The sequence below is a fragment of the Mucilaginibacter sp. genome (assembly GCF_965277465.1).
Classification (GTDB): Bacteria; Bacteroidota; Bacteroidia; order Sphingobacteriales; family Sphingobacteriaceae; genus Mucilaginibacter.
Genome location: NZ_CBDICW010000001.1, coordinates 702,691 through 716,521, shown reverse-complemented (window position 1 = coordinate 716,521; position 13,831 = coordinate 702,691). Strand labels below are relative to the sequence as shown.

13 protein-coding genes are annotated in these 13,831 nt (G+C 48.6%); all 13 read left to right on the top strand.

Annotated elements, in window-relative coordinates; genetic code table 11:
- Nucleotides 1–10 precede the first annotated feature (10 nt).
- Entirely contained in the window at nucleotides 11–274 is a 264-nt protein-coding gene (locus ACQY4U_RS03230; protein WP_428329718.1) for a DUF4134 domain-containing protein, read from the top strand.
- A gap of 12 nt (nucleotides 275–286) precedes the next feature.
- Entirely contained in the window at nucleotides 287–760 is a 474-nt protein-coding gene (locus tag ACQY4U_RS03225) for a hypothetical protein (RefSeq protein ID WP_428327936.1), read from the top strand.
- Nucleotides 733–3,036, top strand: a complete 2,304-nt coding sequence (locus ACQY4U_RS03220) for a hypothetical protein (RefSeq protein ID WP_428327935.1) — start codon at nucleotides 733–735, stop codon at nucleotides 3,034–3,036. The genes ACQY4U_RS03225 and ACQY4U_RS03220 overlap by 28 nt, the downstream gene beginning before the upstream one ends.
- Before the next feature lie 20 nt (nucleotides 3,037–3,056).
- Nucleotides 3,057–6,317 carry a helicase-related protein gene (locus tag ACQY4U_RS03215; RefSeq protein ID WP_428327934.1) on the top strand — a complete coding sequence of 1,087 codons (3,261 nt, stop codon included), beginning with the start codon at nucleotides 3,057–3,059 and terminating at the stop codon, nucleotides 6,315–6,317.
- 11 nt (nucleotides 6,318–6,328) lie between these two features.
- Nucleotides 6,329–6,733 (top strand): hypothetical protein, encoded by a 405-nt coding sequence (locus ACQY4U_RS03210; protein ID WP_428327933.1) that lies wholly within the window; start codon nucleotides 6,329–6,331, stop codon nucleotides 6,731–6,733.
- Nucleotides 6,733–7,047, top strand: a complete 315-nt coding sequence (locus ACQY4U_RS03205; RefSeq protein WP_428327932.1) for a DUF4133 domain-containing protein — start codon at nucleotides 6,733–6,735, stop codon at nucleotides 7,045–7,047. The genes ACQY4U_RS03210 and ACQY4U_RS03205 overlap by 1 nt, the downstream gene beginning before the upstream one ends.
- Before the next feature lie 2 nt (nucleotides 7,048–7,049).
- Nucleotides 7,050–9,497, top strand: a complete 2,448-nt coding sequence (locus tag ACQY4U_RS03200) for a TraG family conjugative transposon ATPase (protein ID WP_428327931.1) — start codon at nucleotides 7,050–7,052, stop codon at nucleotides 9,495–9,497.
- A 21-nt stretch (nucleotides 9,498–9,518) separates the two neighbouring features.
- On the top strand, nucleotides 9,519–9,887 hold the full coding sequence (locus tag ACQY4U_RS03195) for a hypothetical protein (protein ID WP_428327930.1): 369 nt from the start codon (nucleotides 9,519–9,521) through the stop codon (nucleotides 9,885–9,887).
- Between the two features lie 63 nt (nucleotides 9,888–9,950).
- The gene (locus ACQY4U_RS03190) at nucleotides 9,951–10,634 is read left to right on the top strand and encodes a conjugal transfer protein TraI (protein WP_428327929.1); all 684 of its coding nucleotides are present in this window, start codon (nucleotides 9,951–9,953) and stop codon (nucleotides 10,632–10,634) included.
- Entirely contained in the window at nucleotides 10,621–11,313 is a 693-nt protein-coding gene (locus tag ACQY4U_RS03185) for a hypothetical protein (protein ID WP_428327928.1), read from the top strand. Before ACQY4U_RS03190 ends, ACQY4U_RS03185 begins: the two co-directional genes overlap by 14 nt.
- 10 nt (nucleotides 11,314–11,323) lie before the next feature.
- Nucleotides 11,324–11,971, top strand: coding sequence for a TerB family tellurite resistance protein (locus tag ACQY4U_RS03180; protein ID WP_428327927.1), 648 nt, complete (start codon nucleotides 11,324–11,326; stop codon nucleotides 11,969–11,971).
- A 10-nt stretch (nucleotides 11,972–11,981) separates the two neighbouring features.
- Complete coding sequence (gene traJ, locus ACQY4U_RS03175; RefSeq protein ID WP_428327926.1) at nucleotides 11,982–13,181, top strand: conjugative transposon protein TraJ; 1,200 nt, start codon at nucleotides 11,982–11,984, stop codon at nucleotides 13,179–13,181.
- 29 nt (nucleotides 13,182–13,210) lie between these two features.
- Nucleotides 13,211–13,831 (top strand): conjugative transposon protein TraK, encoded by a 621-nt coding sequence (gene traK / locus ACQY4U_RS03170; protein WP_428327925.1) that lies wholly within the window; start codon nucleotides 13,211–13,213, stop codon nucleotides 13,829–13,831.

The following is a 13,831-nucleotide window of genomic DNA, read 5'->3' as shown; positions in this document are numbered from 1 at the left end:
GTCACTCGTTATGCTTACCCTACAGGCCGCTATGGCGCAGGATGGGAACGCAGGTATCAACCAGGCGACCACACAGGTCAAAAGCTATTTCGATACAGGTACCAACCTGATGTACGCCATCGGAGCCATTGTGGGCCTGGTCGGAGCGATCAAGGTCTTTAAAAAATGGAATGACGGTGAGCATGATACCGGGAAAGTCGCTTCAAGTTGGTTTGGCAGTTGCATCTTCCTGGTGGTTGTCGCCACGGTATTAAAATCATTCTTCGGAGTTTAAAAATCGATCATCATGCAGGAATTACTCAAAATCAAGCTGAATACTTTTTTAAAGCAGAACAGGCCCGACCTGCTGGTCGCCTTGCAGCAGTCAGGAACGACGGGCAGCTATTTGGAAGACAAGATCGAGTCGATCAGTGGTCTGCCGGAAAGGCTGCTGGATGAGGGCCGCCCGCCGTACCTCATCACAGAACTGTGTATGGCCGTACTGACCGCTGATCTCGGTGCTTCCCGCTACCAATACCTCGCGGAACTGGTGGATACGGATTTTCTGCCGATGGCGGACAGTCTACGGGTCAACGGTTTGCTGACCTATGAACTGATCAACCTGCTGGAAGCCTGTAACCCTGTATTCGAGGAAATGGGCTTTAACGAAGACAACCGGATGCTGCGCTACGCGCTTACGGGCACCATCCAGGAATACGCGCAAAGAAACTGGACACCTCAAAATTTAAGGTTATGGCTTTCTCCATCCGGCAAAAACTAAACGATAACCTCGCCGCGTTGCGGATCGCCTTATCCAGAAAAGATGGGGAGCGCCCCAACGCGGAGCAAATGGCAGTACTGCAAAAGTATGCCGGCTTTGGTGGGATCAAGCAGGTCATGTACGGCGAAGGCTCTCGCGAAGACTGGCAGAGGCAGGAAGCGACCGCTGAAGATATGCGGATATATGAAGGTATGATGGAATTTCATGCCCTGCTCAGGGAACACCTCGACGTAATGAGCTATAAAAAAGCGGTTGATTCGGTTAAAAACAGTGTGCTTTCCGCTTATTACACCCCAGAATTTGTGCCGCAAAGTCTTTTTTCAGCCCTAAAATCACAGGGACTTTCGCCAAAAAACTTGTATGAGCCCAGCTCGGGTACCGGTGTTTTTATCACCGAGGCCATCAAGGTATTCCCGGAATTAAACCAGGTGGCCGCTGTCGAAAAGGATCTGTTGACCGGCAAAGTTTTGGAAGCTATTGGCGCAGGTTTACCTTTTCCAATTGATGTGCAGATCAGCGGGCTGGAACAGGCCGATACCAAAGATAACGGTATGTACGACTTGATCACCAGTAACATCCCCTTTGGAAATTTCCGGGTCTATGACCCGGCCATCAAAGATCCGGCCCTATCGGGGCGGATACACAATTATTTCTTTGCTAAGGGGCTTGATAAACTGGCTGACGGCGGGTTGTTGGCCTACCTGACCACCGACGCGTTTTTAAACAGCGCCTCTAATCAAACAGCAAGGGAATACCTTTTTGACCACGCTGATTTTATCGGGCTGGCCCTGATGCCGGATAACCTGATGAAAGAACACTCGGGCGTGGAAGCACCCACTCACTTGCTGATCGTTCAAAAGCGTGATGGAAAAACGGATCTTTCAGAAGAAGAGCAACTATTGGTTTCCACGAACGAACAGGCCAATGAAAATGGCCGCTATTCTCTGAACGCTTATGTGGAAAGGCATTCCGACCTGATCTTCGCCGATGAGATCGCGGAAGGCACCAACCAGTATGGCAAAGCGTCGCGGGTACTCTGGTATAACGGTGACTTCAACGACCTTGCAAATACTTTAACCGAAACCCTTGCCGATGCCATGGATAGCCGGGTCAATAAAGTGGCTTTTCAGCAGTCGCAAAGCGTGATCGCCAAACAAACAGCAGCTGTCGCTGACACCCAACAGATCGCGAATACTCAATCCGGCAGTTATTTCACCTTATTGCCGGTACCGGAAAGCAAAGCGGTTGCCTCTGCCGTTCAATTAGGCTTATTTGACAGCGCACCGGCGGAAAAAATCAACCGGGCGCAGGCTTACCTATCGGATATGGACCTCGCGACGGTACAGCAGGCTTCTGCCCGCCTGGTCAGTACGATCCGTACTGCGGAACAACCTGGACATGAAAGCATCGTGCTGGTTACATCGAGGAGTAAAGCCAACGGGCAGTACCTCTACAAGCTTTATTCTAATGTGAAGGAAATGCCTGTATCCGCCCGTTGGATGAATGCAGGCATTTTAAGCCATGAACTGAAAAGCCTTTCCGAAGACCTGCGCCAATTTGACCACACTTATCTATACGAGGGTGACCGTTCGCTGGAGCCTGCATTCCACCTGCTCCCGGAGTCGGCCCGGCCATTTACGGCTTTAAAGCCGTTTTACCGAAAGGGAACCCTGGTGATCCATCGCGGGGAAGTTGGGGTCATCGGGCAGCCTGACAAAGGGCAAGCTGTTTTTGAACCTTTCGGCTCCCAAAAAGATATTGCCTTTTACGAGCAATATATCCGGGTAAGGGATCTTTACCAGCAACTGTCTTTAAAGGAAACTGATGAGCGGATCGCCGATGGCGGCCTAAGAAAGGAACTGAACCTGGCTTATGACCAATTTGTAAAAGATTTTGGGGAACTGAACCAAAATGCGAACCGGGGCAGGCTGCTGAACGATGAAGCGTTTGGCTTTATCATGCTTTCCTCATTGGAAAGAAAAGAGCACAACCAGATTGTCAGGGCGGATATTTTCCACGCCCCGCTATTCCCCAAAGATGAAAAGTTTGAAAGCGATAATGTCGCAGAGGCACTGGCCCGGAGCCTGAATGATACAGGCCGGGTCTCGCTGCCTTTCATAGCGGAAGCCACAGGAAAAGACACCAACGAGGTGATCACTGATCTCGGGAAACTTATTTATTTAAACCCGATTACTGCTTTATGGGAAACCGCCGATCATTACCTGTCAGGTAATGTTGTAAAGAAATCGCCGAGGCCGAACGTGCCGCTGAACTGAACCCGGACAATGAGCAATTATTGCGGAGCCGGGATGCGATCAGAAGTGCGCAGCCGGATAAGATACCTTTCGACCTGCTGGATTTCAATTTGGGTGAACGATGGATACCTACTTCCTTTTATGATCGTTTCGCGACCCATCTTTTTGAGGCGCAAACCGAGGTGGCTTATTTCGCTTCGCTCGATACATTCAAGGTCAAGTATGACCATGGTAACGCGATAACCGACCAGGAATACAGTATTACCCCGGTCCAGGGGAACAAGGTCTTCGGCCATACGCTGATGGAACATGCGCTGGAAAATACCACGCCACATTTTACCTATACGGTCAGTGTCGGGGATGGAAAAACCATCCGGTTGCCGGACAATGAAGCCATACAGCTCGGCCACCAAAAAGTGGAAAGCATTCGTAACCATTTCCTGAACTGGCTAAAGGAACTGCCACAGGAAGATAAGGACCAGTTGACCAATATCTACAATGATACTTTCAATTGTTATGTCCTCCGGGAGTATGATGGCGGCCATTTGAACTTTCCGGGGCTGGATAAACAGGCGCTGGGCATTACTGACTTGTACAGTTCACAAAAAAACTCCGCCTGGCGCATAATCCAAAACCGGGGCGCGCTGGTCGATCACGAGGTCGGTTTGGGTAAAACCCTGACCATGATCGTTGCCAGCCGGGAAATGAAACGCCTCGGCATCGTCCATAAGCCGATGATACTGGCTTTGAAAGCAAATGTTGACCAGATCAGGGACACTTATAAATTAGCTTACCCGAAGGCGCGGATATTGGCACCGGGTGAAAACGATTTTACACCGGTTAAACGTGTCCGTCTTTTCCACGAGATCAAAAACAACAATTGGGACTGCATTATTTTAACGCATGACCAGTTCGGCAAGATCCCGCAATCCGAAGAGATACAGCAAGAGATCTTCCAGGCGGAACTCGATAATGTAGAGCGTGACCTGGCTACGGCAGTCACTTTAGGGCAAAAGATCAGCAAGAAGGTACTCAAAGGGTTAGAGGTACGGAAAAGCAACCTGGATGGTCGGCTAAAAGAAGTCGCTGACCGGATCGAGCACAGGCAGGATAAGGATATCAATTTCCAGGAACTCCAGGTTGATCACCTTTTTGTTGACGAATCCCATAAATTCAAGAACCTGACCTTTTCGACCAGGCATAGCCGGGTGGCTGGCTTGGGTAACGTAGCCGGTAGTCAAAAGGCCCTGAATATGCTCTTCGCGGTCAGGACCTTGCAAAAGCAATTTGACAGCGACCTGTGCGCCACCTTCCTGTCCGGTACCCCTATTTCCAACAGCCTGACCGAAATGTACCTCATCTTCAAATACCTGCGGCCAAAGGAAATGGAGCGGCAACGTATTGAGAATTTCGACGGCTGGGCGGCAGTATTCGCCCGCAAGACGGTGGATTTCGAGTTTTCGGTGACCAATGAGATCATCTCCAAAGAACGCTTCCGTTATTTTATCAAAGTACCCGAACTGGCATTATTCTATAACGAGATCACGGACTATAAGACCGCCAAACATATCAACCTCGACAAGCCATCGTTGAATGAGCAACTGGTCAATATCCCGCCGACACCCGACCAACAGGATTTTATCCAAAAGTTGATGCAATTCGCCAAAACAGGCGATGGCGCTCTGATCGGACGGGCACCGCTGACGCGGGAAGAAGATTTCGCGAGGATGCTGATCGCCACCAATTACGCCAAGAAAATGTCGGCAGATATGCGCTTGATCAACCCGGAATACAGTGACCATCCGGATAATAAGGTCAATGTCTGCGCCCGGAAAGTGGCGGAGATCTATGAACAAAGTACCCCCTTCCGGGGAACCCAGATCATCTTCAGTGATATCGGCACTCCTAAGCCGGACCAGTTCAATGTGTACGATGCCTTAAAAAACAAGCTGGTTCAGGATTTCAATATCCCGCCGCACGAGGTCACCTTTATTCACGATTGGTCTGAAAAGCAAAAGCCGGAACTGTTCCGCCGGATGAATAACGGCGATGTCCGTATCCTGATCGGCAGTACCGAAAAGGCAGGTACTGGGCTGAATGTCCAGAAGCGTGGCGTGGCGATGCACCATATGGATATACCCTGGAAACCTTCAGAACTGGAACAGCGCGACGGGCGGTTGGGCAGGCAGGGTAACTGGCTTGCCAAGGAACACTATGGCAATAAGGTGATGAATTTTATTTACGCGGTTGAGCAATCGCTCGACAATTACAAGTTCAACCTGCTGCAAAACAAACAGCGGTTCATTAGCCAGATGAAAAATAACGACCTGCATTTACGGACGATAGATGAAGGCGCGATGGATGAGCAAAGCGGCATGAACTTTTCGGAATATATCGCCATTCTTTCGGGAGACACGTCGCTGCTGGAAAAGGCCAAAGTAGAAAAAAAAGTAAATGCGCTTGAAAACCACCGGGCAGCCTATTATAAAGAATCGTCCCGTTCAAAATACCACTTGGAATCCCTCAGCCGGGATAAAACAGAAAAGAGCCGAACAGCGGATAAGCTATCGGCAGACCATACGCTATATCACGGGCAATTAAAATATGATAGCGACGGCGCAAAACTCAACCCGATCAAGGTGTATGATCTTAATTCGGCAGATGCCGAAGAGATCGGCAGGCATCTCATCAAGTTGTACAAAGACTGGGAACCTGAATCCGGCAAGGCTGATGAAAAGCAGATCGGCACCCTCTATGGCTTTGACCTGTATATCCGCAGGCAGCAGGAAGCCTGGGAAGAAAACGGCCTGACCCGTTACCGCTATCACAATAATTTCTATGCGGAAAGCCCGGAGAGCGGTATCAAATACACTTATAACAAAGGCGCGGCGAATATCGATAATCCCAAACTGAGCGCCCGGCATTTCCTGAACGCTATCGACCGGGTGGACCACCTCAAAGATAAATACGGGCGGGAGGTGGATGAGATCGATAAGGAAATTGCCCTATTGGGCCAGATCGCTGCCAAGCCTTTTGAAAAGGAAGCGGAACTGGCGCAACTGAAAACAGTACTGTCCAAACTGGAAAGAGAGATCGCCCTTAAGATCCATGAAAGCCAGATGAAGCAACATGGGCTTTTCCAGGAGCAGCCCGCAGCAGAACCGGCGGTTGAGCCGAAAGTGATCACGCTTCATCCGAAAGAAGGAACTATTTTAAATCAAAACCCATCCCTAAAACCCAAAGCGCCCTTAATGCCGCTGGAACAAAACAAACGCAGCCGGGGCTATCGACAACACTTATAAAAACAGACACCATGAGAAAATCAAAAAATATGGCCCGGAAATTACCGGAATTTACCATCGCCGGAACCCTCTTTACAGTAGATGGCCGGATCTATGAGTTCAGGGAAACAGCGGCCCCCTGGAACCAGATCTCCATGGATCATTTTTGGGAAGATGAACCGACCCATATCCTGTTCGATAAGCAAACCAACAACATCTATACAGGGGAAGGTAGCATCTCGGACAGGCCCGACCATGTGGAACTGGTCGTGGTCCCTCCGCTCATGGAATTGGACCCGGTAGGCCTTGCAAGGCGTTATAACGTGCCTGATGAAACCTATATCCCAAAACATAAAAGGAAACAAGTATTAGCGGAACAAATGATCGGTCTGCAACAAAACACGCGGAAGCATCAAAAAGGAAAGGGGATCAAGTAATGCCGGTTTACCAGATCAATAAAGGCATCAATAAGCCTATCGAGTTTAAAGGGCTTAAAGCCCAATATATCGGCTACCTGGCCGGGGGCCTCGTCGGGCTGCTCATTTTTTTTGCGGTGATGTATATCGTCGGCTTGCCGGTTTATGTCTGTATTGCCGTGATCTCCGCTTTAGGCGGGGGCTTGTTTTACCAGGTCTTTAAGTATAGCCATACCTACGGGCAGTACGGTTTAATGAAACGGACCGCGAGGCGCTATCTGCCGGGCTATCTGAAGTTCAATTCACGCAAAATATTCATCCGATTAAAGAAATAGTTATGGCAGCATTCACCAAAGCGGAACAAATTTTCCCGATCTATAAAGTTGAACATGATTGTATGGTCTCTGTTCAGGGCGACCTGACTGTCGCCTACCAGGTATCCCTTCCGGAGATCTTTACCCTGTCAGATGAGGATTATGAAACCTATCACCAGTCCTGGATCAGGGCGGTCAAGGTATTACCGAAACACAGCATCGTTCATAAGCAGGATATTTTTATCCGAAACGGTTATGCCGGAGCGCAGGGCATACCCGCGAACTTTTTAACGACCGCTGCCGACCGCCATTTCAAAGGCCGGCCATTCCTTGACCATACCTGCTACCTGATGCTGACCAAAAAGGCGGAAGATCGAAAACAGGCTGACAGCGGCTTTTCGGGAATCATGCGGAAAAGCATTACGCCCAAACAAACGACCGACGAGCGGGCCTTACCGGAATTTTTAGATAAAGCCGGTCAGTTCGAGCGCATCCTTTGTGACAGCGGGTTTATCAAACTCAAAAGACTGAACAATGACGAATTAACCGGAACTACAAAGAAAGGCGGGCTACTGGAGCAATACTGCTTTTTACAAAACGCGCATGAGCTGCCGATGCTTAAAGATATCCACCTGAAAGACAGGATACAGATCGGCGACCAACATGCCCAGCTTTTTACCCTGGGTGACGCGGAGGACCTGCCTGCATTATGCGGGAGCAGGTTAACTTATGATAAATACAGCACGGATAAAACCAAATTCCCGGTAGGCTTCGCCGCTCAATTAAACCTATTACTGGACTGTAACCACATTTATAACCAATATTTTTTTATCGGGGATACGGGGAAGACACTTAAACAACTGGAAGCTAAAAAGTTGAGATTACAATCCCTTTCCGCCTATAGCCGGGAGAACGCGATAGGCCGGGATGCGACCAACGATTTTCTGAATGAGGCCATCAGCCAGCAGCGCTTACCCGTTAAAGCGCACTTTAACGTATTGGCCTGGACGGATAACCGTGAGGGCTTACAAGACATTAAAAACCTGGTCGGTTCGGCCATGGCGCAGATCGGCGCGAGCAGCAAACAGGAATCAGACGGGGCCGCCCAAGTCTGGTGGGCGGGCATCCCCGGCAATGCTGCGGATTTTCCGGTCAACGACACCTTCGATACCTTTTTGGAACAGGCTACCTGTTTTTTGAATCTGGAAAGCAATTACAGGAGCGATCCGCCGGCGGAAGGTATCCGCTTCTGCGACCGCCTGACCGGCAAGCCGGTCTTTGTTGACCTTTTCGATGCGCCGCGCAATAAGGGCATTACCTCGAATATGGGCATGTTGGTCTGCGGAACCTCGGGAGGCGGCAAATCAATGACGGTCAATCATATCCTGCGTACGCTATATGACCAGGGCGCACATTGCGTAACGGTAGATATTGGCGGCAGTTATAAAGGCCTTTGTGAACTGGTTGGCGGCTATTATTTCACCTATGAAGAAAGCAACCCGATCCGGTTCAATCCCTTCTACCTGCCGGAAGGTCAGACACTGGATACTGAAAAAAAGGAAAGCCTTAAAGCATTGCTGGTCACTTTGTGGAAGCAGGAAAATGAAAGTTTTATGCGCAGTGAATACGTGGCACTTTCCAACGTGCTGCAAGGCTATTATGAGCACCTGGAAAAGAATAAAGCCATATTCCCCGGCTTCGATTCCTTTTATGATTACCTGCAAAGCCATTATGTACAGATTCTAAAGGAACAGCGGGTAAAAGACAAGGACTTTGATATTGACAATTTCCTGTACGTATTAAGGCCTTACTATAAAGGCGGTGAATTTGATTACCTATTGAATGCTTCGGAGAACCTGAACCTGCTGGACCAGCGGTTCGTGGTCATTGAGCTGGATTCAATCAAGGACCATCCCATTTTGTTCCCGGTGGTTACGCTGATTATCATGGAGATGTTCCTGTCGAAAATGCGCAAACTGAAAGGGATCAGGAAAGTGCTGACCATTGACGAGGCGTGGAAAGCTATCGCCAACTCCGGTATGGCGGGGTTCATCCAGTATGCCTTTAAAACCATGCGGAAATTCAACGGCGTTCCGAATGTGGTCACGCAGGAACTGGACGACCTGATCAGTTCCCCGATCATTAAGGATGCGATCATCAATAACGCCGATATCAAGATCCTGATGGACATGCGCAAGTTCATGAACAAGTTCGATAAGCTGCAGGATACGCTCGGGATGTCTGACAAGGGCAAACAACAAGTGTTATCGGTCAACAAGGATAACCGCGAGATCTATATCGACCTGGGCGGCCAGGTGATGAAAGTGTTTAAGAACGAACTTGCCCCTGAAGAATATTATGCTTACACGACAGAAGGCAGGGAAAGGGTAAAAGTGCAGGAATATGCCGCCGTTCACGGTAGTATTGAAAAAGGCATCGCGGCGCTTGTCCGTGAACAACAGGAAAAATAATCACTAAAAAAATCGAAATATATGAAAACGCTAAAAATGCTAATACTGATCGGCTGCACATTCATAATTGTTGCCTGCAACAAAACAGCCGGTACAATTTCCGGGGTTTACGTAACCGCTTTTAAAAATGAATACAGCATCGCGAATGACACGCTGATCATTGAAGCTTACAACTTAGAGGCAGGCACTTACCATGTTATCAGGCGATCTGGTTACCACCGGATAAGAGAAGGAAAAGTATTACCAAAGGAATTTGATACAAAAAAATGGGTAGCGACTTATAACCAGGAAAAACAGGTACTCCAGGAAACCGAGCTAGGGCGACAGATCTATGTCAATGCCGACAAAGGCTCACTGTCCTTCGGTGCGACGTACCAGAAGATCAAATAAGGTTTAATTATTCATCATTTATTCAATTTACTGCCGCTACTGAGCGGCAGAAGGGAGGTCTTTATGAAAATTTTAAAAGTAACACTACCGGTAAGCCTGGCCATCGTGCTGGTTTCCTTTAATGCCGAAAGGGCAAATGCCCAGTTCGTGGTGGGTGAGGTCATCAAGCTGACCGTTACCAAAGTGATTAAAGCCATTGACCTGAAAGTACAGCGGATGCAGAACCAGACCATCTGGCTTCAGAACGCGCAAAAGGTGCTGGAGAACCAACTGTCCCGGTTAAGACTTTCGGAGATCTCGGGCTGGACAGGGCAGCAACAGCAATTGTACAGCGGTTATTATGATGAACTATGGAAGATCAAATCTGTGATCACCTATTACCAGCGGATCAAGGACCTGACCGTTAAACAGGTGGCCTTGGTCGCCGAATATAAACGGGCCTGGGGTATGCTCAGGCAGGACAAACATTTCAGTCCTGCGGAGTTGTCCGAGATGCAAAATGTGTATTCAGGCATCCTGTCGGCCAGTGTGCAGAACCTTGACCAGATCTTATTAGTGGTGAACAGCAATAAAACGCAGATGACGGACGAGCAGCGGCTGGAACTGATCAATAAGGCAGGCGACCACCTGGACGAAAACTACAGCGACCTGCACCGTTTCAATACTCAAAACCAGGTACTGAGCCTGCAACGCAGCAAGGAACTGGGGGATACGCAAACAACCAAAATGCTTTATGGAATCAATTAACGCATTAAAAGTCCGGTCTTCCGTGATACGGCGCAAGGCGAGATACCTATTGGTATTCTCCCTGTTCACCGCGATCAGTTCGGGGATGGCCGTCACCGCACAGGCGCAGACCTTTGCTGAATGGTTCGCACAAAAGAAAACTCAAAAGAAATACCTTTTGCAGCAGATCGCCGCTTTACAGGTGTTCTCCGGCTATTTAAAGCAAGGGTACCAGATCGCGAATAACGGCCTGGGTTCTATTTCCGGCACATTAAAAACAGAAAACGGTCTGCACAGCACCTATTACAACCGGATGAAAACTGCAAGTCCGTTAGTCAAAAACAACGCGATGATACAAGAGATCATGGCCTGGCAGCAGGATATTTTGGCACGTTTAAAAGATATCAGCCAGATCAGTGGTATGACGGCTGAGGAAAAAAGCTACCTGGAGCAAGTGCGCTCGGCCGTACTGAAAGACTGCGACCAGCAACTCAATACCCTGCAAATCGTAGTCAGCGACGGTAAAATAGAGATGAGCGATGCTGAACGGATCGCGCTCGTTAACAAGATCCATACGGCGATGATGGAAAACTACCGGTTCGCATCAGGCTTTGCGGCCCAAGCCAAACTATACGCAATCCGGCGACAGCGGGAACAAAACCAGGTCTTGGTAACTAAACAGATTTATGGTATCAATTAAACCGAAAGTGATGAAAAAGCAATTAAAACTCATGATCGCCTGCTGCCTTGTTTTCACAGGCTTTTTTAAAGCTTCATCTTGCTTTGCGCAAGGCCAGGAAATGCAGCAATTATTACTGGATATTGAAAAACTGACCCAGATGAAAAGCATTTTGTCGGATATGAAAACCGGCTACCAGATTTACCAGCAGGGATACGGAACGATATCTTCCCTATCTAAAGGCAATTTTGACTTGCATAATATTTATATCACGGGCCTGATGGCGGTTAGTCCAGGGGTCAGGAATTACGGGCGTATCGCGGAGATCATCTCGATGCAGGCCAGTCTGATCAGCGAATATAAACGACATAATAAACTCTTTCAGCAAAGCGGCAGCTTCGGCGTATCGGAACTCAGCTATATGAGCAATGTTTACTCCCGGCTGGTCTCAGAGAGCCTGGATAATTTGGGAGAACTCACGAATGTGATCACCGCAAATAAACTCCGGATGTCCGACGCGGACAGGATCAAAGCTATCGACCGCCTGTACGGTACCAGTTCGGACAAACTTCAGTTCCTGCGGTCCTTTAATAACCAGGGCGTTTCCCTGTCACTTCAGCGCAGCAAGGATGCGGCAGATACGCGAACACTCAAACAGCTTTATGGCATAAACAACTAAATCCAAGCTTATGAAAAAGACAGTGATAACAACCGCTTTCATAGTGGTGACGGGGATATTTTTTCCATTATTTTCTCATGCTGAAGGACTCGCTACCGATATTCAGGGCCTTCAGGGCACATTAAACGGCGTGTATAATGATATGCTGCCGATGTGCAGCCAACTGATCGGCATCGGGCAGGGCATCGCCGGTTTCGGCGCACTATGGTATATCGCGGTCAGGGTCTGGCGGCAGATAGCGAGCGCAGAACCTATCGATTTTTACCCCTTAATGCGCCCCTTTGCTTTAGGCCTGGCCATCTTGTTATTCCCAACGGTCATCGCGGTGATCAATGGCATCATGCAGCCAACAGTTAGCGCAACCGGCAGTATGGTGCAAAATTCGGATGCGGCCATCGCTCAATTATTAAAGGCGAAGGACGATGCTATAAAAAAAACCGATACCTGGCAAATGTATGTGGGCGATAACGGTAGCGGAGATGAAAATCGGTGGTATAAATACACCCATCCGGAAGATGCCGATGGCAGTGGCAATTCCGGGATCATAGATGGTATCGGCAACGATATGAAATTCGCCATGGCGAAGGCTTCTTACAATTTTCGCAATACCATCAAGCAATGGATGTCGGAGATCCTGCAGGTATGCTATGAAGCGGCCGCGCTATGTATCAATACTATTCGGACCTTCTACCTGATCGTACTGGCTATACTGGGGCCAATCGTTTTAGGCTTATCCGTTTTCGACGGATTTCAGCATACGCTCACGACCTGGCTGGCCAAGTATATCAACGTCTTTCTTTGGTTGCCGGTCGCCAATATCTTCGGGGCCATCATTGGCAAGGTACAAGAGAATATGCTCAAACTGGATATTTCGCAGGTTCAAACCGCCGGTGATACCTTTTTTAGTTCAACAGATACCGCTTATCTCATCTTTCTCATAATTGGTATCATCGGGTATTTCACCGTACCGAGCGTAGCGAACTATATCGTCAATGCAGGCGGTGGTAACGGCTTATTACAAAAGGTCAATACCATGGTCAGCCATGCCTCAAATACGACCATGCAGGCCGGTTCTGCCACAGGCGCGCGGATGCAGCAGGGCGCTTCCAACATTGCCAACCTTCCTAAAAACTTCATGGAGGGCTATAACGGTGCCGGTAACAGCGGCAAGTCGGACAACTACCAGGAACAAAAGCTGTCCGGGAAATAAGATCATTCACCATTAAAAAAATCAGCACCATGTTTACCCATCTCAAAAATATCGACACCGCTTTCAAGCACGTTAAACAGTTCAGTATCTTCCTGATCATCGGCAATGTGATCACCATGTGCTTTTGTATCTATAAAAGCAACCAGGTCATTAACCAGGCGCAGAACCGCATCCATATTTTATACAATGGAAAGGTTTTAGAAGCCGTGGCCGCTGACCGCAATCATAACCTGCCGGTAGAATTACGGGACCATATCAAAACCTTTCACCAGTACTTTTTTGATCTTAGCCCGGATGATAAGGCGATCCATGCCAACGTTTCCAAAGCCTTGTACCTCGCAGATGAATCCGCCAAACGGCAGTATGATAACCTACAGGAATCTGGCTATTATAATAACCTGATCTCTGCCAATATCTCGCAGGAGATCAAAATAGACAGCACCGAATTACAGGGAAAGCAGTTCCCCTATGTATTTACCTGCTATGCTACGGAAAAACTCGTCCGCTCCAGCGGCACAGTTTACCGGAAACTGGTCACCCAGGGCGAGGTTAGGGATATCCAACAGCAAACCGATAACAACCCACACGGCTTTCTCATTCAGCATTGGCAGATACTGGCTAACAGGGATACCACTATTCAAAATCAATAG

What these genes read in the sequence shown, in the direction of transcription:
- ACQY4U_RS03230 (WP_428329718.1), top strand. Translation starts at nt 11, where the DNA reads ATGCTTACCCTACAGGCCGCTATGGCGCAGGATGGGAACGCAGGTATC.
- ACQY4U_RS03225 (WP_428327936.1), top strand. Translation starts at nt 287, where the DNA reads ATGCAGGAATTACTCAAAATCAAGCTGAATACTTTTTTAAAGCAGAAC.
- ACQY4U_RS03220 (WP_428327935.1), top strand. Translation starts at nt 733, where the DNA reads ATGGCTTTCTCCATCCGGCAAAAACTAAACGATAACCTCGCCGCGTTG.
- ACQY4U_RS03210 (WP_428327933.1), top strand. Translation starts at nt 6,329, where the DNA reads ATGAGAAAATCAAAAAATATGGCCCGGAAATTACCGGAATTTACCATC.
- ACQY4U_RS03205 (WP_428327932.1), top strand. Translation starts at nt 6,733, where the DNA reads ATGCCGGTTTACCAGATCAATAAAGGCATCAATAAGCCTATCGAGTTT.
- ACQY4U_RS03200 (WP_428327931.1), top strand. Translation starts at nt 7,050, where the DNA reads ATGGCAGCATTCACCAAAGCGGAACAAATTTTCCCGATCTATAAAGTT.
- ACQY4U_RS03195 (WP_428327930.1), top strand. Translation starts at nt 9,519, where the DNA reads ATGAAAACGCTAAAAATGCTAATACTGATCGGCTGCACATTCATAATT.
- ACQY4U_RS03190 (WP_428327929.1), top strand. Translation starts at nt 9,951, where the DNA reads ATGAAAATTTTAAAAGTAACACTACCGGTAAGCCTGGCCATCGTGCTG.
- ACQY4U_RS03185 (WP_428327928.1), top strand. Translation starts at nt 10,621, where the DNA reads ATGGAATCAATTAACGCATTAAAAGTCCGGTCTTCCGTGATACGGCGC.
- ACQY4U_RS03180 (WP_428327927.1), top strand. Translation starts at nt 11,324, where the DNA reads ATGAAAAAGCAATTAAAACTCATGATCGCCTGCTGCCTTGTTTTCACA.
- traJ (WP_428327926.1), top strand. Translation starts at nt 11,982, where the DNA reads ATGAAAAAGACAGTGATAACAACCGCTTTCATAGTGGTGACGGGGATA.
- traK (WP_428327925.1), top strand. Translation starts at nt 13,211, where the DNA reads ATGTTTACCCATCTCAAAAATATCGACACCGCTTTCAAGCACGTTAAA.